Origin of the sequence: Microbacterium sp. NPDC057659 (assembly GCF_042799915.1) — a bacterium.
Taxonomy (GTDB): Bacteria; Actinomycetota; Actinomycetes; order Actinomycetales; family Microbacteriaceae; genus Microbacterium.
The window spans coordinates 79,551-105,212 of the sequence record NZ_JBHVHU010000002.1 but is presented as its reverse complement, the minus strand read 5'-3'; the positions used below and the strand labels follow the sequence as shown (position 1 = coordinate 105,212).

Genomic DNA, 25,662 nt, shown 5'->3' with positions numbered 1-25,662 from the left:
TCACCTTTGTCGTTGTTCCCGACGATACGCGCGGGGGTGGACATCGGCGCCCGCCTCGCGGTCAGAGACGGTTCACCGCGGTGACGGTGATCACGGCCTCTCCGGCCTCGTCCGACTCGGCGAGGTCGACGGTCGCCGAGATGCCCCAATCGTGGTCGCCCTCGGGGTCGTCCAGGATCTGACGGATGCTCCACGACGAGCCACCCTCCTCGATCATCAGGAGCGCCGAACTGCGGGCATCCGCCCCGGTGAGGATCTCGTCGTGCTCGGCGAAGTAGCCGTCCAGCGCGGCCTCCCAGCCGTCGAACGACGGGTCGAGCTCGGCGAGGGCGTCGAGATCCTCGCGAGCGGCGAGCTGCACCCGTCGGAACAGCTCGTTGCGCACCAGGATGCGGAAGGCGCGGACATTCGTGGTGAGCCGCTTCGGCGCCGGTGGCACCACCGGCCCGTCCTCGTGGTCGACCGGATGCCCGGAGACGAGCTCCTCCCATTCGTCGAGCAGGCTGGAGTCGACCTGGCGCACCAGTTCGCCGAGCCATTCGATCAGGTCGCGCAGCTCCTCGCTCTTCAGATGCTCGGGGATGGTCTGCGAGGCGGCCCGGTACGCATCCGACAGGTACCGCAGGACAACACCCTCGGACCGCGCGACCTTGTAGAAGGCGACGTATTCCCCGAACGACATCGCCCGCTCGTACATGTCCCGCACGACGGACTTCGGATGCAGCTGGAAGTCGCGGATCCAGGGCTGCGCGGCACTGAAGGTGTCGAACGCGGCCGACAGCAGCTCGGCGAGCGGCTTCGGATAGGTGATCTGCTCGAGCAGCTCCATCCGCTCGTCGTACTCGATGCCCTCGGCCTTCATCGCGGCGACGGCCTCGCCGCGGGCGATGAACTCCTGCTGCGAGAGGATCGCGCGCGGATCGTCCAGGGTGGACTCCACGATCGAGATCATGTCCAGAGCGAATTGACCGGTCCCTGAGCCTGACGAAGGGTCGGGCTCGAGCAGTTCGAACGCGGCCAGCGCGAAGGGCGAGAGCGGCTGGTTGAGCGCGAAGTTGGGCTGCAGGTCGACGGTCAGTCTGATGCCGTCCGGCCCGTCCTCGACGATGCCCGACTCGCGAAGGGTCCGATAGATCCCGAGGGCGCGCAGGGCCAGCATCCGCTGCTTCGAACGCGGCTCGTGGTTGTCGTATACCAGCGCGCGCATATTTCCGAAGACGTCGCCGCCGCGGCCGATCACGTTCAGCATCATCGCGCTGGTGATCTGCATGTGCGAGGTCAACGTCTCGGGCTCGGCCTCGATGAGCTTGTTGAAGCTCGGCTCGCCCCACGACACGAAGCCGTCCGGAGCCTTCTTGCGGATGATCTTGCGCTTCTTCTTCGGGTCGTCGCCGGCTTTGCGGATCGCGGCGATGTTCTCGGACTCGTGCTCCGGCGCCTGGGCCACCACGGTGCCGGCGGTGTCGAAGCCCGCGCGACCCGCGCGACCGGCGATCTGGTGGAACTCGCGGGCGTTCAGCTGCCGCATGCGCGTGCCGTCGAACTTCGTCAGCGCGGTGAGCAGCACCGTGCGGATCGGCACGTTGATGCCGACGCCGAGGGTGTCGGTGCCGCAGATGACCCGCAGCATCCCGCGCTGCGCGAGCTGCTCGACGAGCCGGCGATACTTCGGCAGCATGCCGGCGTGGTGCACGCCGATGCCCATCCGCAGCAGACGCGACAGGGTCTTGCCGAACGCCGTCGTGAACCGGAAGTCGCCGATCAGCGCGGCGATCTCATCGCGCTGCTCGCGGCTGGCGACCTTGGCGCTCGCGAGCGCCTGCGCCCGTTCCATCGCCGCGGCCTGCGAGAAGTGCACGATGTAGATCGGGGACTGGTTGGTGTGCAGCAGGTCGTCGATCGTCTCGTGGATCGGGGTGACCTCGTAGAAGTAGTGCAGCGGCACGGGGCGTTCGACACCCGTGACGACGGCTGTCTCACGACCGGTGCGCCGGGTGAGGTCGGCGGCCAGCTCGGTCACGTCGCCGAGGGTGGCCGACATCAGGATGAACTGCGCCTGCGGCAGCGTGAGCAGCGGCACCTGCCAGGCCCAGCCGCGGTCGGGGTCGCCGTAGAAGTGGAACTCGTCCATCACGACCTGCCCGACATCCGCATCCGGCCCCTCGCGCAGCGCGAGGTTCGCGAGGATCTCGGCCGTGCAGCACACGATCGGGGCATCCGCGTTCACGGCGGAGTCGCCGGTGACCATGCCGACGTTCTCGGCGCCGAACACGTCGACCAGCGCGAAGAACTTCTCGCTGACCAGGGCCTTGATCGGAGCGGTGTAGTACGTGCGACGGCCGTCGGCCATCGCCGCGAAGTGCGCGCCGACGGCGACGAGCGACTTGCCGGTTCCGGTCGGGGTGCTGAGGATCAGGTTGTTGCCCGAGACGATCTCGATGACCGCTTCGTCCTGCGCCGGGTACAGCTGGATGCCGGTGCTCTCCGCCCATTCGACGAACGCCATGTACACGGCATCCGGGTCTGCGCCGCGCACTGCCTTCGGATCGAGAGTCATGATGTCTCGATCCTTTCACGCCGGCTCGTTCCAGTAGTGTGACCGCCGAGGGGGCGACGATGCGGATGAGGATGCGTGCCGGCGGCGCGGCACTGGTGGTGGCGGCGATGATCGCTCTGACGGCCTGTTCCGGAACGCAGCAGGTCACGGTCGATGCGGGCCACCTCAGCGGGACCGTGCCGGTCGGCGGGGAGCTCGTCGTGGATCTCGGCGAGGTGAGCTCCGGAGTCGGCGACGGCTGGCTGCTGGTCGAAGCGCCCGACCCGAAGGTCCTCGGCGAGCCGAGCGAGAAGTTCGAGTCGGAGGCGGCGAAGCCGGCGCCCGGATCGAGTTCGGTCATGACGGTCACGTTCCCGGCCGTGGGCAAGGGTGAGACCACCCTGACCTACGAGTACCGGTTCCGCGGCGAGGTCCCCGAGGACCCGGCCGATCAGCAGACGCTGACCTTCGACATCACGGTGCGCTGAGACCCGAGGTGGGCCGGTCAGGCCTTCTTGACCAGGCTCGACTTCAGCAGCATCGCGCCGAAGCCGTCGACCTTGCAGTCGATGTCGTGGCCGTTCACCGGGTCGATCAGGCGGATGCCGCGCACCTTCGTGCCCGCCTTGATGCCCTGCGGCGAGCCCTTCACCTTGATCGTCGTGGTGACCACGACGGTGTCGCCGTCGGCGAGCACGTTGCCGACGGCATCCTTCACGACGCGCTCGGCAGGCGCCTCGCCGTCGGCCGCTGCGTCGGCGGGCGACCACTCGTGTCCGCACATCGGGCAGACGAGCAGCGCACCCATCTCGTAGGCGAGGTCGCTGGAGCACTCGGGGCACAGGGGAAGCTGATCGGCCATGGCTCCATGGTATCGCGATATGATGAATTCATCATTTCAGGAGGTGCGTCGATGCTGAGCGACCCGACCCGTCCGCTGTACGAGGTGAAGGCCGGCCTGTTCAAGGGCCTCGCGCACCCGATCCGCATCCGCATCCTCGAGGCGCTCTCGGCCGCGCCCGAGGCATCCGTCTCGGAGCTGCTCGACGACACCGGACTCGAGGCATCGCACGTCTCGCAGCACCTCGCCGTGCTGCGCCGCAATCGCCTCGTCGTGTCCGAGCGCCGCGGCAGCCTGGTCTACTACCGGCTCGCCTACCCGCAGGTCGCCGACCTGCTGCGCGTCGCCCGCGCGCTGCTCGGCGAGATCGTGCAGACCGCGCAGCAGGAGTTCGCCGGTGCCGAGGCGCTGCCCGAGATCCCGGATGCCGCGGCGTCCGATCTCGCGGGAGCCCGCGCGTCATGAACCTCCGGGGATTCCTCGCGCTGCTGCCCTCGCGCGCCGACTACCGCGCGGTGCCGCGCACCTGGCGCGGCGACCTGCTCGCCGGCGTCACGGTCGGCATCGTCGCGCTGCCGCTCGCGCTCGCGTTCGGCGTCAGCTCGGGAGCGGGCGCCGAGAGCGGTCTCGTCACCGCCATCATCGCGGGCATCGTGGCCGCGATCTTCGGCGGCTCGAACGTGCAGGTGTCCGGCCCGACCGGCGCGATGGTGGTCGTGCTGGCGCCGATCATGGCGTCGCAGGGGACCGGTGCGCTCGCGCTGATCTGCCTGCTCGCCGGCGTGATGGTGCTGCTCGCAGGCATCCTCCGACTCGGCCGCACGATCAGCTACATCCCGTGGCCGGTGATCGAGGGGTTCACGCTCGGCATCGCGGTGATCATCTTCCTGCAGCAGGTGCCGACCGCCACCGGCACGAAGCCGGGCGAGAGCACGAACGCCGCGGTCGCCGCGGTCCAGTCCCTGATGACGGTGAGCTGGCCGAAGCTCGGCTGGTCGCTGCTGCTGGTCGCGATCGTCGTCGCGATCATGCTCGTCTCGGTGAAGGTCGCGCCGAAGTTCCCCGGCTCGCTGCTGGCGATCGTCGCCACAGGGTTCCTCGCCGCAGTGCTCGGTCTGCCCGTCGACGTGATCGGCGAGCTGCCGTCGGGGCTGCCCGCTCCGACGCTGCCCGACTTCTCGCACACGGGCTCGCTGCTGGGCCCCGCGCTCGCCGTCGCGGCGCTCGCCGCCATCGAATCGCTGCTGGCTGCCCGCGTCGCCGCGAGCATCTCCCACACCGGCCCCTACGACGCCGACCGCGAGCTGGTCGGCCAGGGGCTGGCATCCATCGCCTCCGGGCTGTTCGGCGGGATGCCGGCCACCGGCGCCATCGCGCGCACCGCGGTCAGCATCCGCGCGGGCGCGCGCACCCGGGTGGCCGCCATCGTGCACGCGCTGCTGCTGCTCCTGATCGTGTTCGTCGGGGCATCCGTCGTCTCGCACATCCCGCTCGCCGCCCTGGCGGGCGTGCTGATGGTCACCTCGTGCCGCATGATCGCGCCGTCCACGGTGCGTGCAGTGATGGGGTCGACCAGGTCGGATGCCGTCGTCTTCATCATCACGGCGATCGTGACCGTGAGCGTCGACCTCATCTACGCCGTGTTGATCGGGCTGCTCGCGGCCGGGTTCTTCGCGCTGCGCCAGCTGGCGAAGGCCAGCGGCGTGCACCGCGAGGAACTGCCCGGCGCTGCGCAGCCGGGCGACGAGCGCATCGCCGTGTTCCGCCTCGAGGGTGCCCTGTTCTTCGGTGCGGCTGAGCGGATGCTGGAACGCGTGAGCACCCTGCAGGGCATCGAGGTCGTCGTGATCCGGATGTCGCAGCTGCAGATCCTCGACGCCACCGGTGCCCAGGTGATCACGGACATGATCGTGTCGCTGGAACGGCGCGGGATCACCGTGCTGGTGAAGGGGATCCAGCCGCAGCACCTGCGAGTGGCGGAGCGGGTCGGCGTGCTGGCATCCCTTCGGCACCAGAACCATCTCTTCGAGGATCTGCCCGCGGCCGCCGCGCACGCCCGCACCCACATCGCCGGCGCCGCGGGGCGCGTCTGAAAGGCCGACGCGGCGGCGCGCAGTTGGCCGTCTCCCCGTCGGCGTGGCATCGTTGCAGGCGGGGATGAGCATGCGAGCGCACGACAGGGAGGGTGTCGTGAACAGGTTCTTTCAGCGTACGGTCGGGCTGGCGGTGATCATCATCGTGCTGCTGGCCGCAGGGCTGCTGTGGTGGGGCATCGCGGTGACCGATCCTCCCTCTCTCTGGGATCCGGTGCACACGACGCTGGCCGGAGTGTGGCAGGTGCTCTACAGCGCGGAGCTGCCCAATCTCGGCGTGCTGGCCGTCGCGCTGGGCGTGGCTCTGCTGCTCGTGCTCTTCGTCGTGGTGAGCGAACGCGTCGTCGCGAGCCGCTACCGCCGGGCCGGCATCGAGGTCACGAAACTCCCACTCGCGCCGCGTGCGGTGATGGAACGAACCCGCGGTGCTTTCGCCGGCGAAGTGACGGTGACGGTGCTGATCCCGGCGCACAACGAGGAGGCGTCGCTGCCGGCGACACTGCTCTCACTTCAGCAGCAGAGCACCCCGCCCGACCGGGTGCTCGTGGTGGCCGACAACTGCACTGACCGCACCGTCGAGGTGGCGAAGGCGCACGGCGCCACCGTATTCGAGACGGTCGGCAACACGCACAAGAAGGGCGGCGCGCTCAACCAGGCCCTGGAGGGCCTGCTTCCGGAGCTCGGTGACAACGACACCGTGATGGTGATGGACGCCGACAGCCAGATCGGCGACGATTTCCTCGCCGAGGCGGTACGCCGTTTCACCGATGATCGCGCCCTGATGGCCGTCGGAGGACTCTTCGAGGGCGAGGAAGGGCACGGCCTGCTCGGCCAGTTCCAGCGCAACGAGTACATCCGCTACCAGCGCGAGATCCGGCGCCGCCGCGGACGCGTCTTCGTGCTCACCGGGACTGCGTCCGTGTTCCGCGCGGCAGCTCTGCGCGCCGTCGCGGATGCGCGCGGCAGCGAGCTGCCAGGCCGCAGGGGCGAGGTGTACGACACCTTCGCGCTCACCGAGGACAACGAGCTCACGATCGCCCTCAAGTCGCTCGGAGCGCTCACCATCTCACCCACCGCGTGCACGGTCGTCACCGAGCTGATGCCCACCTGGCGGATGCTGTGGGCGCAGCGCCTGCGCTGGCAGCGCGGCGCACTCGAGAACCTCGGCGCCTACGGCCTCACGCCCCAGACGCTGCGGTACTGGTCGCAGCAGATCGCGATCGGCTACGGCGTGCTCGCGCTGTTCAGCTACTTCGCGCTGCTGCTGCTCATGATCCTCGCGATGGACACCTGGGTGTGGTTCCCGTTCTGGCTCGGCATCGGCGTGCTGTTCTCGATCGAGCGGGTGATCACGGCGTGGCACGGCGGACCGCGAGCCAGAGTGATCGCCGCACTGGTGTTCCCGGAGCTCGTCTACGACTGCTTCCTGAACCTGGCGTTCCTCAAGGGCGTGTTCGAGATCGCGTTCGGGCGGAGCGCGACGTGGAAGCACGTCGACCACGGCGCGACGAAGGAGGTGGCGGCATGACCGGGGGTGCGCACACCGGCATCCTGCTGCCGGAGTCGCTGCTGTACAGCGACTGGTTCAGCGTGCTGGCGACCTTCGTCGCGATCAACACCCTGATCTACGTCGTGCTCGGCATCATCAAGATCCTGCCCAAGGTGAACCTGCGCCGGAGTCATACCGGTGCGAGCCGCAGATCAGAGACCCGGAGCATCCACCCCGATGCGCCGGTGTAGCTCGGCCAGAAGCGCGGGGATCTCCTCGGGAGGGGTGGGGACGCCGACGTAGTAGCCCTGCGCGTAGTCGGCGCCGAGCGCGCGCGCGAGGTCGAGCCGTGGGGCATCCGAGACCCCTTCGACGAGGACCTTCGCGCCGGTCGCGCGCGCCGTCGCGAAGAGTCCCCCGAGCAGCATCAGCGGCTGCTCGTTGGCTTCGATGATCCGCCAGAACAGATCCCTGTCGATCTTCACGACGTCCGGGCGCAGCGTCGCCACCCGTGTCTCATCCGCGCTGGCCGCGCCGGCATCGTCGACGTACAGGGTGCCGCCGAGCCGGGTGACCGTCGCGCGCACCTTGCGGAGGTTGGCCGTGGTCCTGCGCTCCTCCAGCTCGAGGCCCCACGGGCGGTCGTGACCGGTGAACAGGGCGTGCAGCTCGGGGCGCAGCATCGTGCCGCCCGAGGCGTTGTATGCCACCGAGAGTCCGGCGGGAAGCACCTCCGCGGCGCGGATCGCCGACTCGATCAGCACGATCTCCATCTGTTCGCGCGCACCGACCGCATCGGCCCGCGCCAACCAGACAGGAGGCGGAGCACCGTCCGCGAAGCGCGCCAGCGCTTCGAAGCCGCTGATCCGCCAGGCGTGCAGGTCGACGATGGGCTGGAACACAGTCCGCGCGCCGCGGAAGGCGGCGAGAACCTCTGCCTTCTCCTCGGGACCGGTCTTGACCACGATTCACTGTATCGGCGAGAGCCGGAAGCCGTAACCTGGTCGGACGAACGCCGGACAGTGACGGGGGGCGCCACATGGTCGTTCAGGACATCCGCGCGGAGGATGCTGAGGAACTCCGCTGGCTGCGATTCGCATGGCTGAAGTCCGCCCGTGAGCGCACCTCGACCTACGCGGTCGTCACCTCGGCGCTGCTGCTCTACTTCGGTCTCCTCGGCGTGTTCGAACTGTTCGAGAACGACCTGACCCTGTTCGAGCAGCTCCTCTCAGCGGGAACGACGCTGGTGTGCATCGCGGTCTTCCTGATCGTCGTGGCGTTCGGCATCTCTCTGCCGCAGTGGGTGGGCATCGTGATGGTCATCGCCCAGGCGCTCGTGTCCGTGTACTACCTCGGATTCTCGGACGAGCGGCAGAATGCGATCGCCGCCCTGCAGGAGCTGCCGGTCATGGCGATGTACTTCTCCTGGTTCTATCCGGCCAGAACCGTGCGGATCGTTATGCTGGTGATCCTCGTGTGCGGGGGAGCCGCCGCCGTGTACGGCCCGTTCATCGGCGACGACGGACTGTTCGGCCCGGTCAACCTCATCGGTGCGGCGCTGTTCAGCTGGATGTGCCTGGAGGCGGGCATCTTCATGCGTCATCGCGTGAGGCTGGAGTCGTACTCCGACGAGCTGACCGGCGCGCTGAACCGGCGAGGCTTCCTCGCGAAGACGCAGATGGAGATGCGTCGCGCGAAGCGGCGCGGCATTCCGCTGAGCGTCGCCGTGCTCGATCTCGACAAGTTCAAGGCAGTCAACGACGAGGCCGGCCACGCCGCAGGCGACTACATCCTCAGATCGGTCTCTTCGCAGTGGATGTCGCTGTCGCGCAGCACCGACATCGTCGGGCGCCTCGGCGGGGACGAGTTCGCCATGCTGCTTCCGGACACGGACGCCCAGCAGGCGCGCTCGCTCATGCTGCGCCTGCGCGAGTACGCGAGTCATCCCTGGTCATGGGGCATCGCTCAACTGGAGAGCGCGGACACGGTCGACAGCGTCCTCGCCCGCGCCGACCGCGCGATGTATCGCGACAAACGCGGCTGACCAGTCACTCGGCCCTCCGGTTGCACGAGCGGGCTTCTGCGGCTAACCTCTGCCTAACTAATGATCGTTAGGAAGACATGACCAAAGCACGCATCCTCGCCGAAGCCCGCACGGTCTTCGCGCGCAAGGGGTACGCCGAGGCCAGTCTTCGCGAGATCGCCGAGGCCGTCGGAATCAAGACGCCCTCCCTGTACGCGCACTTCCCCAGCAAGGAAGCGCTGTACGAGGCGGTCTATGCCGAGGTCATCGTGGATCACACCGCCTTCTTCGATGAGCTCGTGCGCACCAGCACCGACCTGGAGCCGCTGCCCCGACTGCGGCACCTCCTCGGCGGCATCGAGGCGTACTACCACGACCGCTCGGAGCTCGCCGAGTTCAGCCTTCGCGCCGCTGTGGCCGAGTACGGACCGACGGGCGAGACGCTCCGCGAGATCTTCCTGACCTCCGAGACGAACCTCGCGTCCGCCGTGCGCCGCGCCTACGACGACGGCGTCTCCGCCGGAGCGTTCGCGCCCGGCGACCCCGAGGGCTTCACCGCGCTGGTGTTCGTGATCATGGAGGGTCTCTTCCTCCAGCTCACGCACTACTCCCCGGACGTCTACCGCGCGCGCTTCGAAGACGCGTGGCGGCACCTGTCCACCATTCTCTCCGCCTGACCCCGCCGCACCTCGCGGCCCGGTGGGCGCCCGAAAGCACGCGCCATGCCCCAACCCGACCCCTCCGAACCGGTGCTCATCACGGTCATCGCGCCGGTCGTGCTGGGCGAGCAGCAGCTCGACCCCGCACTCGACGTCCCCGGTGCCGTCATCGAGTACCGCAGCCTCTCCGCCGGCACCTCCTCGATCGAGAGCCGCTGGGACGATGCCTTCGCCGTTCCCGGCATCCTCGACGCGGCCATCCGTGCGGAGGAAGCGGGCGCCCACGCGATCGTGATCGACTGCATGGACGACCCCGGGCTGGATGCGGCCAGAGAACTGGTCCGGATCCCCGTGGTCGGGCCGGCGCAGGCGAGCATGCACCTGGCGCTCACCCTCGCCGACCGCTTCGCGATCGTCACGACCCTCGCCGAGGACGTCCCGGTCGTCCGCGAACTCGTCGAGCGCAACCGTCTCGAGCACCGCTGCGCCTCGGTCCGCGCGCTCGGCGTCCCGCCGCTCGGCCTGCACGACGACGAAGAGGCGACACTCGCGCTGTTCTCGGATGCTGCGCTCGCCGCGATCCTGCAGGACGGTGCGGCCGCGATCATCGCGGGCTGCACGATGCTCAGCGGCCGCACGGAGGCCGTCGCCGCACGCCTTGCCACGGCGGGCGTCGACGTGCCGGTGATCGACCCGCTCGCCGCCGCCCTGCACCACGCGCTGACGCTGGTGCGGCTCGGCGTCTCGCACAGCGGCGTCGGCTACCCGGCACCCGCGCAGAAGGAGATCAGCTGGCCCGACCAGGAACTGCGTCTCGCGAGGAGGGCCGGCTGATGCACCTGCGCGTGATCAACCCCACCACGACCACCTCCTGGGTGCCCGACACCCTCGCGCTCTTCGAAGCCGCTGCCTCGCCCGGCACCCGCGTGAGCATCGCGACCATCCCGGCCGGAACGCCGTCGATCGAGAGCCGCCGCGACGAGGCGCTCGTCACTCCCTGGGTGCTGCTCGCGGCCCGTGAGGCCGAGGCCGAGGGCTGCGACGCGATCGCCGTGGACTGCATGCTCGACCCCGGTGTGCAGGCCGCGCGCGAGGTGGTCGGCATCCCCGTGCTCGGCCCGTGCGAGGCATCCATGCACCTGGCGGCGACGCTCGGGCACGCCTTCTCGGTGATCTCGGTCGCCGAGCACCACCGCACCCTGATGATCGAGCAGGCACGCCGGTTCGGCGTCGAGCAGCGACTGGCATCCGTCCGTTCCCTCGACATCCCCGTGCTCGAGCTCGAGGACGACCCCGATCGCACCTTCGACGTCATGGTGCTGCGCGCCCGTCAGGCCGTGCAGCTCGACCATGCCGAGGCGATCGTGCTCGGCTGCACGGGACTCGCGGGTCAGGCGACCCAGGTGCAGCGTCTGCTCGCCGACGAGGGCATCGACGTGCCCGTCATCGACCCGTCCGCCGCGGCCACGCGCCTGCTCGAGACCACCGTCTCGATGGGCCTGCGCTCCAGCCGCGTCACCTACTCCCGACGGGCCGGCGCCACGAGCGCCTGGCCCGAGATTCCCACCCGCCCCTGAGACATCTCCCCACCGCAAGGACATACACATGGAAACCACCGACTACGAGCACGGCGTCGTGCCACAGGACCAGCGCAAGGGCTGGCTGTCCATCGCCGCCGTCTGGATCGCCATCGGCATCGACCTCTCCGGCGCCTTCCTCGGCATCGAACTCGCCTCCGGCATGGCGTTCTGGGATGCGATCTGGGCCACGATGCTCGGATCGCTGCTGCTCGGGCTGCTCGCGATGGCCTGCACCTATGTGGGCGCTTCCACCGGCCTGTCCACCGCGATGATCTCCCGTGCGGTGTTCGGCAAGATCGGCGGATCCGTGCTCGCGATCGCCATCACCATCAGCCTGGTGGGCTGGTTCGCCGTGCAGACCGGATTCTTCGGCCAGAACGCGCAGATCGCATTCACCGAGTTCACCGGCATCGACGTGCCCGTGCAGATCTTCAATGCGATCGGCGGCGTGCTGATGGCGATCACGGCGTTCTGGGGGTATCGCTCGATCAACCGGCTGAGCTCGCTGGCCGTGCCGCTGCTGCTCCTGCTGCTGGTCGTCGGAGTGGTCGTCGCGTTCGTCACGCACGGCACCGCCGGACTGGATGCCCCGGTCGACGCGACCTTCACCTTCGGCGGCGCGGTGTCGCTGGTGATGGGCATCTTCATCCTGGGCGTGGTGCTCTCGCCCGACATGGCCCGCTGGGCGAAGACCCCCAAGCAGGCCATGGCCGCCGGCTTCGTGGGCTTCTTCTTCGGCAACTCCATCATCCTCATCGTGGCGATCCTGCTGGCCCGAGTGCTCAACCAGACCGAGCTGATGACGATGTACTTCACGCTCGGCATGGGCGGGGTCGCCGTGGTCGTGCTGATCCTCGCGCAGTGGACCACCAACACCACCAACCTCTACTCGGCGGGGCTCGCGTTCTCGTCGATCTCGGCGAAGCTCGGCCGCCGCACCGTCACCGCCGTCCTCGCCGTGATCGGCATCGTCGTCGGCGTGATCGGCGCCGCCGACGTCTTCGTCTCGTTCATCCTCGTGATCGGCACCCTGATCGCCCCGTACGGCGGCGTGTACCTGGCATCCTTCTTCACCGGCCGGCGCACCGCGCGCTGGGCGCACGGCGCCGCCGTGCCCACCGTGGATGTCTGGTCGATCCTCGCCTGGGCGGTCGGCGTGCTGGTGGCTTTCGGCACCACGAGCCCGAAGGACGGCCCCGGCTTCGGCTGGTTCACACTCACCACGATCTCGGCGCTGGACGGCCTGATCGTCGGCTTCGTCGTGTATCTGCTGCTGCTCGGCGTGCGGCGTCTGATCGGCTCGGTCGCGCCGACGGATGCCGCTGCCGAGACGCCCGCGAACGAGGTGAACGCATGAGCGCCGTCATCACCGAGGCCGTCATCACCGAGGCCGACATCGACGAGATCGCGCTCGGCGCGGCCGTGCTCGGCACCGGCGGTGGCGGCGACCCGCACGTCGGATCGCTGATCGCGAAGCGCCTCATCCGCCTGCACGGCCCGGTGCGGATGCTCGCTGTCGACGAGCTCACCGACGACGACTTCGTCGTGCCGGTCGGCGGCATCGGCGCACCGTCGGTGAGCGTGGAGCGCATCATGGCCGAGTCGGAGCTGCTCGCCGCCCTCGAGGCGATCGAGCGCGGCACCGGCCGGAAGCCCACCGCAGTGATGCCGATCGAGGTCGGCGGCGGCAACTCGATGATCCCGATCGCCGCCGCGGCGCTCGCCGGACTCCCGGTGGTCGACGGCGACGCGATGGGCCGCGCCTTCCCCGAGGCGCAGATGGTCACGTTCCACCTCGCCGGCTACGGACCGGGCACCACCGTGCTCGTCGACCACTTCGGCAACGAGGTGATCAGCCGTCCGGTGAACGGCGAGTGGTCCGAGCGGCTGGCCCGCGCGGTCACCGTCGAGATGGGCGGCGGCGCGACCATGATCGACTACGCCTACGGCGGGGCCGTCGCGCGCGAGTGCGCGATCCCCGGCACGCTCACCCTCGCGAAGAGGATCGGCGCGATCCTGCGCGGCCGCGACGCCGCGGGCCGAGAACTCCGCGACGACGAGCGCATCGATGCGCTGTGCTCGGACCTCGGCGCGCACCGGCTGTTCGACGGAAAGGTGCGCGACCTGCAGCGCGAGGTGGATGGCGGGTTCACCCGCGGTGCCGCCGAGCTCGACGGCATCGGCGCCGACCGCGGAGCATCCTTCCGCCTCGACTTCCAGAACGAGATGCTGCTCGCCCGCCGGGACGGCGAGGTCGCGGCGGTGACGCCCGACCTCATCGCCGTACTCGATCTCGCGACCGGCATGCCGATGACCACCGACGCCGTGCGCTACGGCGCACGGGTCGCGGTGATCGCGATCCCCTGCCACGACAAGTGGCGCACCCCGATGGGGCTGGAGACCGCAGGGCCCGCGCACTTCGGATACGACGTGGAGTGGATGCCGGTCGAAGAGCTGGCCGCGCAGAGGATGGAGGCCGCCCGATGAGCGGTTATCGGATCGGCATCGATGTCGGCGGCACGAACACCGACGCCGTCGTCCTCGACGAGGAGCTCGCGGTCGTGGCATCCGTCAAGCGGCCCACCACGGCCGACACCGGCGACGGGGTCGCCGACGCGATCGACGCGGTGCTCGAGGCGTCGGGCGTCGACCCGGCGCTCGTCTCGCACGCGATGCTCGGCACCACGCACTGCACGAACGCGATCGTCGAGCGACGGGGTCTCGGTCGCGTCGGCATCCTGCGCCTCGGTGCGCCGGCGACCACCGCGGTGCCGCCGCTGGAGGGCTGGCCGTCCGACCTTCGGCAGGCGATCGGCGAGCACGCGTACGTGCTCGACGGCGGCTTCGAGGTCGACGGGCGCACCCTTTCGGCCCTGGACGAGGACGCCGTGCGCGCCGCCTGCGAGCGGATGCGGGGCGAGGTCGACGCGGTCGCCGTCGTCGGCGTGTTCTCGCCGATCGACGAGAGCCAGGAGGAGCGCGTCGCGGAGATCGTCGCCTCCGAGCTCGGGGTGCCGGTGTCGCGCTCGGCGCGGATCGGGTCGCTCGGCCTGCTCGAGCGCGAGAACGCCACCGTGCTGAACGCCGCGCTCATGCGCACGCTCACCCGGATGGCCTCCGGGTTCGTGGCCGCGCTTCGCGACCGCGGCATCCCGGCGACGCCGTACTTCGGGCAGAACGATGGCACGCTCATGCAGCTCGAGTACGCACTGGAGTTCCCGGTGTTGACGATCGGGTGCGGCCCGACGAACTCTATCCGCGGCGCGGCGCACCTCTCCGGTGCGACTGACGCTCTCGTGGTCGACATCGGCGGCACGACCACCGACATCGGCGTGCTCACCGACGGCTTCCCGCGGCAGTCGGCGCACGCGGTGGAGATCGGCGGCATCCGCACGAACTTCCGGATGCCCGACGTGCTGTCGGTGGGGCTCGGCGGCGGCACGATCGTGCGCGATGCGGGCGCACGGATCGGTCCGGACAGCGTCGGCTACCGGCTGCCGCAGGAGGGCCTCGCCTTCGGCGGCGGCACGCTGACGGCCACCGATATCGCGCTGCGCATCGGTGCGGCGAGCATCGAAGGGGTCGACGCTCCGTCCGTGGACGAGGCGGTCGCCGAGGCGGCCTGGGCCGGCATCCGCGCCCTGCTGGAGGACAGCGTCGACCGGATGAAGCCGAGCGCCGCGCCGGTGCCCGTGATCCTCGTGGGCGGCGGCGGCATCATCGCGCCGGCCTCGCTCGACGGCGTGAGCGAGCTCATCAAGCCCGACCACTTCGGAGCGGCCAACGCGGTGGGCGCCGCCCTGGGCGACGTCGCGGGGCAGGTCGAGAAGATCTACCGGGTCGACGGCACCGAGCAGGGCCGGCGGGCCGCCCGCGCCGACGCCTCGCAGGACGCCGTCGAGCGCGCCCGTCTGGCCGGCGCCGACCCGACGTCGATCGAGGTCGTCGCCGTAGAGGAGCTGCCGGCCGCATACTCCGACGGGCAGCAGGTGCTGATCCGCGCCCGCGCCGTGGGCCGCCTCGCGGCCTGACCCGAGAGAGCGCGGCACAGATCGGGGGCCGACACACCAGATGAGGGACAGGATCCCAGGATCCGTCCGACATCTGGCGTGTCGGCCCCGTTTCGTAACCAGGGCCGGGGCGTGCCGGCGGCTCAGGCGGCGTAGCCGAACTGCTTGCGGGTCATCGCGTCGAAGGTGCGGTCGGGCAGCACGGTGGCGAGGGCGACGGCGATGCCTGCACCGGGACCGATCCGGTAGCGGGTCTTCGGGCGCGTGACGGTCGCGGCCTTCACGATCAGCTCGGCGACGGCATCCACGCTCGACGTCTGCTTGGCCAGCGCCGGGCTGGCGAAGTACGTTCGCATCGCGGCGGTCATGGCCGCGTACGGGCCTCGGCCGGACGTCTGCTCCAGGCGGTCCATGGCGGTGTCGTGCCAGTCTGTGGCCACGTAACTGGGCTGCACGAGCGTGACGTCGATGCCGAACTGACCGACCTCGCCGCGCAGCGAGTCGGAGATCGCCTCCAGGGCGAACTTGGATGCGTGGTACCAGCCGCCCAGGGGTGCGGCGAACTCGCCGGCGAGCGACGAGACGTTCACGATGCGTCCGTGGCCGGCGTCGCGCATGCCCGGCAGCACGGCCTGGATCATGCCGACGGCGCCGACGACGTTGACTTCGAGCTGGGCCCGGGCGTCCTCGAGCGAGGTCTCCTCGACGCTGCCGAACTCCCCGTAACCGGCGCAGTTGATCAGAACGTCGATCGGGCCGATCTCGGCCGTGGCCAGCGCGACCGACTCGGCGATGGCCGCGTCGTCGGTGAGGTCGAGCGGCACCGGGATGACCCCGTGGATCTCGGCGATCGCCGCGGTGCTGCGTGCGGCGCCCACGACGTTGTGGCCCTGGGCGGCGAGTATCGCGGCGACGCGCGCGCCGATGCCGGAGGATGCGCCGGTGATGAGGAAGTTCGTCATGATCTGCTCCTTGATCGGAAAGTCTTACTGTGAACTACGTTCACTGAACGAAGACGTTACAGTGAACGTCATGCACAGTCAAGGGGATCGCGCACTTCGTCAGCTCTGGGGGATCGAACCGCCCGCCGCGAAGGGCCCGAAGGCGCGCTGGACTCTCGCCGAGGTCGCCGCGGCGGCCGTCGAGCTCGCCGACGAGATCGGCCTCGACGCCATCTCGCTCGCCCGCGTCGCCGCCCGCCTCGACATGACCACGACCGGGCTGTACCGCTACGTCGACGCCAAGGCCACGCTCATCGAGCTGATGGTCGACTCGGCGGTCGGCGACCCGCCCGCCATCGAGGGCGACGGCTGGCAGGACCGCTGCCGGGCCTGGACCGAACTGCTCGCGGACAGGTATGCCCAGCATCCCTGGCTCAGCGACGTGAAGCCGACCGGCATGCCCACCCAGCCGCGCGCCTACGCATGGATCGACGCGCTGCTCGAGGCGATCGCCGACGAGGCGCCGGTCGACGCGCTGCGCCTCGCGATGCTTCTGGACAGCCTCATCCGCACCTACGCGACGCTCGAGCGCAGCACGAACGGCACCCCGCCGCCGGAATGGCTCGGCGAGGCGGTCGCCGAGCGCTTCCCGCGGCTCGCCGGCGCCGAGCAGCAGGACGTCACCGACGTGCGCGCCGAGCTGCGCTACGCCGTCGACGCCGTGCTCCGCGGCGCGAACTGACGCCGTCGCAGGGGCCTGACGTCTGCCGCGGGGTGCCCGCCCTCGGTCGACCGCCGAAGTGGTCGCTGCGGCCGGGTGCCGTGCCGCGGTCCTACGCCTCGCCGGCGAGCTCGCCGTGGATGCGGCGCAGATCCTCCATCAGCGAGCCGACCAGGATCCAGTGATCGGATGCCGGTGCGCGCACCACGAGCGGAGTGGTCAGAGCCGGGATCGCCGTGGTCAGGTCGGCGGGCTCGGGCGCGGCATCCGCGTCCTGCACCGCCAGGCGCACGTCGTGACCGGCGCGGCGCAGCTGCTCGGCGATCGCGCGCACTGTCGGGTCGGATGACAGTGAGTCCTCGTAGTGATCGAAGTACGCCCGGGTCATGCCGATCACCTGCGTGACGATCGGCGAGACCGTGTCGAGCAGGGCGCGCACCTGCCGCAGCTCCTCGCGGTGCGAGGACCCGCGCGGGTTCAGCGCGAGCGACTCCTCGGCGGCCTTCACGGATGCCTCGGCGGCATCCTTCATGGGCCGCAGCAGCCGCACTTCGAGCATGAGCTCCTGCCGCTGCGCGGGCGTGCGCGTCACGGGCAGCGCTGCGGCCAGTCGGTCGAGGCTCGCCGCTACCTCGCGGCCGAGCATCCCGACGTCCTGCCGGGCAGGGCCGCTGAGCACCGGCGGCACGATGAAGACGTTCACGACGAAGCCGACCGCGGCGCCGATCAGCGTCTCGAGGATGCGATCCAGCGCGTAGTCGGGGTTCGAGGAGCCGAGCGCCAGCACGAGCACCGCCGAGATCGCCACCTGGTTGCCCGTGCCCGGTGAGGCGCGCAGCGCCCAGGCGATCGCCAGTGCCACCACGACCGCGGCGAGCACCACCCAGCTCTGCGGTCCGAGCAGCAGGGTCAGCAGCACCGCGATCACGACGCCCGCGATCACTCCGACACTGCGCTCCAGCGCCTTCGACAGCGACTGATTGACGCTCGGCTGCACGACCAGCAGGGCGGCGATCGCCGCGAAGATCGGCAGCGGGCCGGGGATCAGCCAGCCCGCGAGCAGCCACGCGACGATCGTCGCGACGGCGGACTTGATCACCTGCAGCAGGGGAGCGCGCTTCGCGGAGCGGATCGCGGCGGTGATGCGCATGCCGACAACGGTACTCGCGACGCGCCGCGGGGCCGTGCGCCGGACCGTGCAGGCGGTGCACGGATCGGGGGCCGACACGCCAGATGCAGGACCGAATCCCAGGATCGGTCCGACATGTGGCGTGTCGGCCCCCGAAGTGTCTCTCTGCGAGCGCGACTCAGGCCGGGCCGAGGTCGCGCATCGGCTTGCCTGCCTTGGGGTTCGCGGGCTTCACCTTGCGGCGCTTGCCGTTGACGACGACCACGACGTTGGCCATGTTCGACGCGCGGTCGGCGACCACGTCGTAGGAGACCACCTTGCCGTCGCGCCACTCGCAGTCGACGGAGTATCCGCCGCGGGCGCGCAGGCCCCGGAACGAGCCCTTCTCGCCCCACGAGGCCGGCACGGCGGGAAGCAGCCGGATCGCACCGTCGTGGCTCTGCAGCAGCATCTCGGCGATCGCGCCCGTGATGCCGAAGTTGCCGTCCAGCTGGAACGGCGGGTGGTTCGCCCACAGGTTCTGCAGCGTGTTGTAGGTGAGCAGGCCGCGCACCATGATGCCCGCGCGCTCCGCCTCGCCGAGACGGGCGAACAGGGCGGTGCGCCACGGCCAGGTCCAGGAGCGACGGCTGTCGCCCGAGACGCTCGCGGCGGTGAAGGGCACGCCCTCCTTCTCGCCGCAGCGCGCCTTCAGCGACACCAGTGCCGCCGCGGCGAGGTCCGCGTCATCCGTCGTGATCTGGCGTCCCGGGTACACGGCGAACAGGTGCGAGGTGTGCCGGTGGATGTCGTTCGGGTCGTCGCGGTCGGCCTGCCACTCCTGCAGCTGCCCCCACTTGCCGATCTTGTTCGGTGCGAGCCGGGACTGCATGTCGGCGATCTTCGCGCGGTAGTCCTCGTCGACCTCGAGGGCCTCGGCGCAGTCGATGCAGTTCTGGAACAGGTCCCAGATGATCTGCTGGTCGTACATCACGCCGTCCTCGCGAGGACCGTGCTCGGGCGACCAGCCGTCCGGTGACACCAGGGTGCCGTCGGGGAGCTCCTTCAGGCGGTCCTCCCAGAACTGGCAGATCTCCTTGATCAGCGGGTAGGCGTGGTCGCGCAGGTAGCGCTTGTCCTGCGTGAACGCCCAGTGCTCGTAGAGGTGCTGCGCGTACCAGGCGCTGGCGACGGTGTTCCACTCCCACGAGTTGCCGCCGAAGATGCTCTGCGAGGTGCGTGCCGTCCACCCGCGCACGTCGCCGAAGGCGTTGCGGGTCGCGACGCGGCTGGGCACGGCAACCTGCTCGATGAACGCCGCGAGCGCCTCGTGCGCCTCGGGCAGATCGGTGGTCTCGGCACCCCAGTAGTTCATCTGGATGTTGATGTTCGTGTGGTAGTCGCTGGCCCAGGCCGGCTGGTTGCTGTTGTTCCACAGCCCCTGCAGGTTGGCCGGGAGTCCGCCCGGCTTCGACGAGCTCAGCAGCAGGTACCGCCCGTAGGCGTACATGGTCTGCTCGAGCGTCGGGTCGGACTCGCCCTTCGCGTAGCGAGCCAGCCGGCGCTGCGTGGGCATCGAGAGCACGGCATCCCCCGTGCGCCCCCAGTCGACGGATGCCCGCTTCATCAATGCGGACACCTGCTCGACGTGCGCCGCGCGCAGGTCGTCGAAGGAGCGGGCGGATGCCGCGGACAGGGCCTTCTCGATCCCGGGCAGCGGCGCGGCTCCGCGCCATCCCTTCGCGGCATCCATCAGATAGTCGGTGCGCGCGTCGAGCAGCAGGGTGATCGTGGTCGCCCCGGTGATGCGCAGGCCGTTGCCCGCGGCGGCGACCTCGCCGTCGGTGTCGGCGATCTGCAGCACGGCGGCATGGCTCAGGTCGTTGGCCATCGTCCCCGAGAACGAGAGGCGCCGCTTCGCGGCATCCGCCGTGGTCTTCGCCTCCTGCGCCGAGCTCATGCCGATGTCGGCGCTCAGCCCGCCCTTGCGGTCGGTCGAGTACCGCAGCACGATCACGTCGGAGTCGCGGGAGGCGAACGCCTCGCGCAGCACGGTGCCCTCCTTCGTCGCGAAGTGCGTGCTGTAGGTGCCGTCGGCGATGTCGAGCGCGCGGCGGTAGTCGACGACCGTGCGGGCGCCCGCGGTGCTGAACGTCCCGGCGGTGAACGCGATGCCCGCGACACGGAACGCCGCGGGGCCCGTGAAGAGGATGCGGTACAGGGCGTAGGCCTTGGTGTTCGCGAACGCGAAGGTGCGGGTCTGCCCCCGCTCGGCGAAGGTCTCGCCGGTCGCCTGATGCAGCGTGGTCCAGGTGAGGCCGTCGTCGGAGCCCGCGACCGTCCAGTCGCGCGGGTCGTGCCCGGCGTCGGCCGCCGAGGTGACGGTGTATCCGGTGAAGGCCCGCTTCGCGGCGGACTCGATCTGCCAGGCGGCGCCGGACCCGGTGTCATCGATCTGCCACACCGTGCCCGCGTCGCCGTCGACGCTGCCGAGCAGCGAGTCGGCGTGACCGCTCGGCGAGGAGACGTACCAGCCGTCGCCGCCCGTGAGGGCGACGCCCGCCAGGCCGATCTCGGAGAGCTGGAAGTGGCTCACCCCGGCCTTCGGCACGAACACGAAGCGGTAGAACCGGTACGACCCCGGTGCCGCCACGGTGTAGCTCTTGGTCTGGAACCTGCTCTCGAAGGGCGCTCCGGTGCGGGAGTCCAGTGTCGTCCAGGACGCACCGTCCGCCGAGCCCTGGAAAGTCCACTGCTGCGGGTCGCGGTCGGGGACGTCGTTCGCGCTGGTCAGCGAATACGAGGCGACCTCGGCCGCCGACGCCAGTTCGGCCTGCCAGATCACCTGCGCGGGCGGGCCGTCGATGCACCACTTGGTGCGGGAGTCGCCGTCATAGCTCCGGTCGACGCCCTCGGAGCCCGAGGTCTTGTAGGGCCCGCCGGGCGAGGTCACGGCCGTGCGGCCGCCGAACGAGACGGTCACGGTGCCGAAGTCGCGGTACGACCCGAACCCGGTCACCGAGGTGTCGTAGGCGCCGTCGCCCTGGCCGGCGAGGGCATTGTCGTAGTCGTTGACGCCGCCCCACATGCTCTGCTCGTTGAACTGCACGACGTCGGCCACGGGGTCGCCGAACAGCTTCGCGCCGAGCCGGGCGTTGCCGATCGGCAGGGCCTGCGACTCCCAGTCGGCGGCGGGTGTGCCGTACCAGAGCGCGTACGGGGAGAGCCGCGGACGGGCGAGCGACCCGGCGACGGATGCCGCAGAGTGCGGCGCGCCCATCGCGGCGGATGCCGGTCGCGCGGTCAGGAACGTCGGGGCCATGGCGGCCAGCGCGGCGAAACCGCCGACCTGGAGCGCCTGGCGGCGGGAGAGGGGGATGTCGAGCACGGATGCCTCCGGAGCTTCATCGATCGGGGAGTGAGGGGCGCACCCGAGGGGCGCTCTGGGCATTCTTACGCATGCATTCATCCGATGTCTAGGGCTTTCGAGCCAGAGGATTCGACAGAACCGCAAACCAACGGCCGTCAATCATCCGATGCATCTCGGGTGATTCGCGAGTGCGCCCCAGGTCAGGCGCGGTTTCACGCCCCGGGCGTGTTTGCGCTCGACAAGAGTCGCCGGATTCGGTGAATCGTCTCCGGATTTCGCAGGGACATGAACATGAAACAGGGCTTGTTTCCGCAAACATTCTCTGCGATCATCGTGACCGAACGCCGATTCGAAGGAGAACCAGGGTGAAGACAACGCAGAGACGCTGGGCGGGGGTGGGCCTGACCTGTGCGGTCGTCGCGGCCGGCCTCTCGGCCTTCAGCACCGCTCCCGCTTTGGCGGCGGACGACGGACAGGTGGTGCTGCGCACCGGCGTGCTCGAGGTGCGCGCCTCCAGCGCCTTCCCGCAGGTCGTGCAGTACATCGACCGCGCGAGTGGCGCGACCATGCGCGGCAACGACAGCGCACTGACCTCGATCGAGATCAACGGCACAGCGCAGCCCGTGTCCGTGGCATCCACCAAGATCGACGACAGCACGGTCGAGTACCGGCTCACGCCGACCGCGCTCGACGGCGTGCTCCTGACCGCGCGACTCAGCGTGAAGAAGAACGTCGTCACGCTGAAGTTCACCGACATCCAGGATCCCGACAAGAAGGTCGCGACCCTGCGGATCCCTGGTCAGAACCTGGTGACCGTCTCGTCGGCCGATGCCGGCTCGGCAGTCGCTGCGGCGAACCTCTCGGTCGACCGCGCGGTCTCGGGCGACACGTTCATCCCTGTCACGCCGCAGACCCCGCTCAACGCGTCGCCGGTGGCTTCCAACACCGTCATCGCGAACACCGGGCAGCTCGCCGCCGCGTTCACGACCAACGCCATGTACGACGAGTCCAGCGGTCCGGCGAACAAGGACGGCGGCAACTTCTGGCGCCAGGCCGTCAAGGACGGCGAGAACGTCGAGGTCGGCATCTCGAGCGGCCAGTGGCTGTACCGGGCCAAGGGCGCGCCCGAGCCCGAGGAGCTGCCCTGGGTCAAGGTCGCCATCACCCCCGACGCCAACGGCGACGGCACCGTCGACTGGCAGGACGGCGCGACCGCGCTGCGCGACCTGCGCATCGCCCCGTTCAAGGGCGACCAGACCCCCGACAACGTGGTCACCCACATCCCGTTCAACTTCGCCTCGCAGGCGACGCATCCGTTCCTGCGCACCCTCGACGACGTCAAGCGCATCGCGCTGAACACCGACGGACTCGGCCAGGTCGCGATGCTGAAGGGCTACACCAGCGAGGGTCACGACTCGGCCAACACCGACTACGGCGACAACTTCAACGAGCGCGCCGGCGGTCTGGACGAGCTCAACGACGCGCTCGAGGCGGGCAAGAAGTGGAACGCCTCCTTCGGCGTGCACATCAATGCCACCGAGATCTACCCCGAGGCGAACTCGTTCAGCGACGACATCATGAACCCGAAGTCGAAGGGCTGGAACTGGCTCGACCAGTCGTACTACATCGACCAGCGCTTCGACACGAACTCGGGCAGCCTCGACAAGCGCATCGGCGAGCTCGCCGACGCCACGAACGACAACCTCGACTTCGTCTACGTCGACGTCTACTACCAGTACGGATGGCTGGCGAAGAAGATCCAGGAGTCGTTGATCGACCACGGCTTCCGTGTCGGCTCGGAGTGGGCCGACAAGCTGCCGGCCAACAACACCTGGTCGCACTGGGCCAACGACGAGAGCTACGGCGGCTCGACGAACAAGGGCATCAACTCGAAGATCCTGCGCTTCGTGAACAACACCGAGGCCGACGTCTGGAACCCCGACCCGCGGCTCGGCACCAGCCACATCGTCGAGTTCGAGGGCTGGACCAACCAGAACGACTTCAACGGGTTCCTGAAGAACGTGTGGACCGCGAACGTTCCGGCCAAGTTCCTGCAGCACCACGAGATCACCCGCTGGACCGATGAGGCGATCGACCTCAAGGACGGCGTCCGGGTCACCGGCACGGATGCGGCGAGCCGGTCGATCACGGTCGACGGCACCGAGGTGCTGCACGGCGCGAACTACCTGCTGCCGTGGGCCTCGAAGGACGGCGGCAAGATCGACAAGCTGTACCACTACAACCCCGCCGGCGGCAGCACCACGTGGACCCTCACGAAGGAGTTCGCGGGCAACGCCACCATGCAGCTGTTCGAGCTCGGCGACGGCGGCCGCACCAAGGTCGCCGACGTCCCGGTCGTGGACGGCAAGGTCACGATCGACGCCAAGGCCGGCCAGCCGTACGTGCTCACCGCGGGCAAGAAGGCGGATGCCGGCAGCAGCCTGCCGAAGAAGGTCCGCTTCGGCGAGAGCACCCCGGTGGTCGATCCCGGCTTCAACGAGACGACACTCGCCGCCTGGAACCCGACCGGTGAGGTCACGATCGAGCGCGACGGCCTCGGCCGTCGCTCGGCGAAGATCGGCGCAGGCGAGGCATCCCTCAGCCAGCGGCTCGGCGAGCTGCCCGCCGGCGAGTACACCGCGAGCGCGTGGGTCGGCATCGACAAGAACAAGACCCGCGACGTGAAGCTCGGCGTGCAGGTGCCCGGAGGCACGGATGCCGGGATCGCGATCGACTCGTCGAACGCGCAGAACTACGTGGCCGCCGACGAGTGGCACGGCACCACCATGCAGCGCCTGAAGGTGCCGTTCACGGTGCCCGCCGACGGGACCCGCCCCACGCTGATGTTCAGCGCCGGGGCCGGAGACGCCGTCGTTCGCATCGACGACGTGCGGATCATCAAGGCGGCCGCTCCGAAGCTCGGTGACGGCGTCATCGCCCGCGAGGACTTCGAGGACGTGGATGCCGGATGGGGGCCGTTCTACAAGGGCGCGGCCGGTGGCAGCACCGACCCGCGCACGCACATCGCCAAGCGCAACGATTACACGCAGAAGGGATGGAACGGTCGCCTGATCGACAACATCCTGAACGGCGAGTACTCGCTGATGGCGCATGACGAGAACTCCGGAATCGTGTACCGCACGTCCGAGTACTCCGTGCCGTTCCAGGCGGGGCACCGCTACAAGGTGTCGTTCGACCACCAGTCGACGAGCGCCGGCGAGTACGCCTGGGTCACCGGGTACGACTCGGCGAACGGTCCCCGGGTCACGCAGCGCACTCCGATCGGCGCCGTGCATGAGACCACGCGTTTCGAGCAGGTCATCGACGCCAGCGCCTGCGGCGACACCTTCGTGGGCCTCGAGCGCACCGGTGGCGGCAGCGCGGACATGATCCTGGACGACTTCCTGGTCGAGGACCTGGGTGCCTCCGACGCGATCCCCGCCTGCGCGCAGGTCAGCGGAAAGCTCGGTGCGGACGTGATCCAGCAGGGCAAGGCCACGCCGTTCACGACCACCTTCACCTCGGACGAGGGCGCCCCGATCTCGGATGTCGCCGTCACGCTCGGCCTTCCCGAGGGCTGGACGGCCGAGGCCGTGACCCCGGCGACGGCGGCGACGCTGCCCGCCAAGGGCACCCTCACCACGAAGTGGAACCTGTACGCCCCGACCGAGGCCGACGGCTCGTTCGACATCACCGTGAAGGGTGCGTACAACACCACCGTCGAGCCGGTCGGACCGCGCTCCGCATCGGGCACGGTCACGGTGAAGACCCTTCCGGCCCCGCCGACGAAGACGGTCTTCGCCAGCGACCACGACTGGGTGACCTCCAGCAACGGCTGGGGTCCGGTCGAGCGCGACCTGTCCAACGGTGAGCAGGGCGAGGGCGACGGCAAGCCGCTGACGCTCAACGGGGTGGTCTTCGCGAAGGGTCTCGGTGCGCACGCACCGAGCAACGTGAAGTACTTCCTCGGCGGCAACTGCACCGCCTTCACCGCGAAGGTCGGCGTCGACGACGCCCAGCCCTCCCGCGGATCGGTCGTGTTCTCGGTGAAGGTCGACGGCAGGACGGTCGTCACCTCCCCGCTGATGAAGCCGACCAGCGAGACGTTCGACCTCACGGCCGACGTGACCGGTGGCCAGTTCGTCGAGCTCGTCGTCGGTGACGGCGGCGACGGCAACGGCAACGATCACGCCGACTGGGCCGACGCGAAGTTCACCTGCGCATCATGACGGTGGCCCGGCAGGGCAGGTGAAACCCGGGGAGCGGATGCTGCGGAAGCGGCATCCGCTCC

General features: G+C 69.6%; 20 protein-coding genes. 14 read left to right on the top strand and 6 right to left on the bottom strand.

Annotated elements, in window-relative coordinates; genetic code table 11:
* Nucleotides 1-61: 61 nt before the first annotated feature.
* Entirely contained in the window at nucleotides 62-2,557 is a 2,496-nt protein-coding gene (locus ACFVAE_RS09135) for a DEAD/DEAH box helicase (RefSeq protein WP_378890802.1), read from the bottom strand.
* 65 nt (nucleotides 2,558-2,622) lie between these two features.
* Here ACFVAE_RS09135 and ACFVAE_RS09130 point away from each other — a divergent pair, with 65 nt between their 5' ends.
* Nucleotides 2,623-3,024 carry a protease inhibitor I42 family protein gene (locus ACFVAE_RS09130; RefSeq protein WP_378890800.1) on the top strand — a complete coding sequence of 134 codons (402 nt, stop codon included), beginning with the start codon at nucleotides 2,623-2,625 and terminating at the stop codon, nucleotides 3,022-3,024.
* Nucleotides 3,025-3,041: 17 nt separating this feature from the next.
* On the opposite strand, the gene ACFVAE_RS09125 is transcribed toward ACFVAE_RS09130, so the two are convergent.
* The gene (locus ACFVAE_RS09125; protein ID WP_378890798.1) at nucleotides 3,042-3,398 is read right to left on the bottom strand and encodes a zinc ribbon domain-containing protein YjdM; all 357 of its coding nucleotides are present in this window, start codon (nucleotides 3,396-3,398) and stop codon (nucleotides 3,042-3,044) included.
* 51 nt (nucleotides 3,399-3,449) lie between these two features.
* On the opposite strand from ACFVAE_RS09125, the gene ACFVAE_RS09120 reads away from it, so the two are divergent.
* The 4 genes from ACFVAE_RS09120 to ACFVAE_RS09105 all read left to right on the top strand — a co-directional run bounded on the left by ACFVAE_RS09120 (nucleotide 3,450) and on the right by ACFVAE_RS09105 (nucleotide 7,210).
* On the top strand, nucleotides 3,450-3,842 hold the full coding sequence (locus tag ACFVAE_RS09120; protein WP_378890796.1) for an ArsR/SmtB family transcription factor: 393 nt from the start codon (nucleotides 3,450-3,452) through the stop codon (nucleotides 3,840-3,842).
* Nucleotides 3,839-5,470, top strand: a complete 1,632-nt coding sequence (locus ACFVAE_RS09115) for a SulP family inorganic anion transporter (protein ID WP_378890794.1) — start codon at nucleotides 3,839-3,841, stop codon at nucleotides 5,468-5,470. The genes ACFVAE_RS09120 and ACFVAE_RS09115 overlap by 4 nt, the downstream gene beginning before the upstream one ends.
* 97 nt (nucleotides 5,471-5,567) lie before the next feature.
* Entirely contained in the window at nucleotides 5,568-6,998 is a 1,431-nt protein-coding gene (locus ACFVAE_RS09110; RefSeq protein WP_378890791.1) for a glycosyltransferase, read from the top strand.
* Nucleotides 6,995-7,210, top strand: coding sequence for a hypothetical protein (locus tag ACFVAE_RS09105; protein ID WP_378890789.1), 216 nt, complete (start codon nucleotides 6,995-6,997; stop codon nucleotides 7,208-7,210). The genes ACFVAE_RS09110 and ACFVAE_RS09105 overlap by 4 nt, the downstream gene beginning before the upstream one ends.
* On the opposite strand, the gene ACFVAE_RS09100 is transcribed toward ACFVAE_RS09105, so the two are convergent.
* The gene (locus ACFVAE_RS09100) at nucleotides 7,172-7,924 is read right to left on the bottom strand and encodes an EAL domain-containing protein (protein ID WP_378890787.1); all 753 of its coding nucleotides are present in this window, start codon (nucleotides 7,922-7,924) and stop codon (nucleotides 7,172-7,174) included. The two genes, ACFVAE_RS09105 and ACFVAE_RS09100, sit on opposite strands and share 39 nt — an antisense overlap.
* Nucleotides 7,925-7,998: 74 nt before the next feature.
* Between ACFVAE_RS09100 and ACFVAE_RS09095 the strand changes: the two genes are divergently transcribed.
* The 7 genes from ACFVAE_RS09095 (at nucleotide 7,999) to ACFVAE_RS09065 (ending at nucleotide 15,252) form a co-directional block, all read left to right on the top strand.
* Nucleotides 7,999-9,003 (top strand): diguanylate cyclase, encoded by a 1,005-nt coding sequence (locus ACFVAE_RS09095; RefSeq protein ID WP_378890785.1) that lies wholly within the window; start codon nucleotides 7,999-8,001, stop codon nucleotides 9,001-9,003.
* 77 nt (nucleotides 9,004-9,080) lie between these two features.
* A complete protein-coding gene (locus ACFVAE_RS09090) occupies nucleotides 9,081-9,659 on the top strand; it encodes a TetR/AcrR family transcriptional regulator (RefSeq protein ID WP_378890783.1) in 579 nt (192 codons plus the stop codon).
* Between the two features lie 45 nt (nucleotides 9,660-9,704).
* Nucleotides 9,705-10,475, top strand: coding sequence for an aspartate/glutamate racemase family protein (locus tag ACFVAE_RS09085; protein ID WP_378890781.1), 771 nt, complete (start codon nucleotides 9,705-9,707; stop codon nucleotides 10,473-10,475).
* Nucleotides 10,475-11,218: an aspartate/glutamate racemase family protein gene (locus ACFVAE_RS09080; RefSeq protein ID WP_378890779.1), complete on the top strand. Its 744-nt coding sequence runs from the start codon at nucleotides 10,475-10,477 to the stop codon at nucleotides 11,216-11,218. The genes ACFVAE_RS09085 and ACFVAE_RS09080 overlap by 1 nt, the downstream gene beginning before the upstream one ends.
* 28 nt (nucleotides 11,219-11,246) lie before the next feature.
* Nucleotides 11,247-12,578, top strand: coding sequence for a cytosine permease (locus tag ACFVAE_RS09075; protein WP_378890777.1), 1,332 nt, complete (start codon nucleotides 11,247-11,249; stop codon nucleotides 12,576-12,578).
* A complete protein-coding gene (locus tag ACFVAE_RS09070) occupies nucleotides 12,575-13,708 on the top strand; it encodes a DUF917 domain-containing protein (RefSeq protein WP_378890775.1) in 1,134 nt (377 codons plus the stop codon). Before ACFVAE_RS09075 ends, ACFVAE_RS09070 begins: the two co-directional genes overlap by 4 nt.
* Complete coding sequence (locus ACFVAE_RS09065) at nucleotides 13,705-15,252, top strand: hydantoinase/oxoprolinase N-terminal domain-containing protein (RefSeq protein WP_378890773.1); 1,548 nt, start codon at nucleotides 13,705-13,707, stop codon at nucleotides 15,250-15,252. The genes ACFVAE_RS09070 and ACFVAE_RS09065 overlap by 4 nt, the downstream gene beginning before the upstream one ends.
* A 122-nt stretch (nucleotides 15,253-15,374) precedes the next feature.
* On the opposite strand, the gene ACFVAE_RS09060 is transcribed toward ACFVAE_RS09065, so the two are convergent.
* On the bottom strand, nucleotides 15,375-16,193 hold the full coding sequence (locus tag ACFVAE_RS09060; RefSeq protein ID WP_378890771.1) for an SDR family NAD(P)-dependent oxidoreductase: 819 nt from the start codon (nucleotides 16,191-16,193) through the stop codon (nucleotides 15,375-15,377).
* 70 nt (nucleotides 16,194-16,263) lie between these two features.
* On the opposite strand from ACFVAE_RS09060, the gene ACFVAE_RS09055 reads away from it, so the two are divergent.
* On the top strand, nucleotides 16,264-16,914 hold the full coding sequence (locus ACFVAE_RS09055) for a TetR/AcrR family transcriptional regulator (protein WP_378890769.1): 651 nt from the start codon (nucleotides 16,264-16,266) through the stop codon (nucleotides 16,912-16,914).
* A 91-nt stretch (nucleotides 16,915-17,005) separates the two neighbouring features.
* Here ACFVAE_RS09055 and ACFVAE_RS09050 read toward each other — a convergent pair whose 3' ends face one another.
* Complete coding sequence (locus ACFVAE_RS09050) at nucleotides 17,006-18,043, bottom strand: aromatic acid exporter family protein (RefSeq protein ID WP_378890766.1); 1,038 nt, start codon at nucleotides 18,041-18,043, stop codon at nucleotides 17,006-17,008.
* 157 nt (nucleotides 18,044-18,200) lie between these two features.
* Nucleotides 18,201-21,389, bottom strand: a complete 3,189-nt coding sequence (locus tag ACFVAE_RS09045) for a glycoside hydrolase N-terminal domain-containing protein (RefSeq protein WP_378890764.1) — start codon at nucleotides 21,387-21,389, stop codon at nucleotides 18,201-18,203.
* 347 nt (nucleotides 21,390-21,736) lie between these two features.
* On the opposite strand from ACFVAE_RS09045, the gene ACFVAE_RS09040 reads away from it, so the two are divergent.
* On the top strand, nucleotides 21,737-25,600 hold the full coding sequence (locus tag ACFVAE_RS09040; RefSeq protein ID WP_378890762.1) for an endo-alpha-N-acetylgalactosaminidase family protein: 3,864 nt from the start codon (nucleotides 21,737-21,739) through the stop codon (nucleotides 25,598-25,600).
* Nucleotides 25,601-25,662 lie beyond the last annotated feature (62 nt).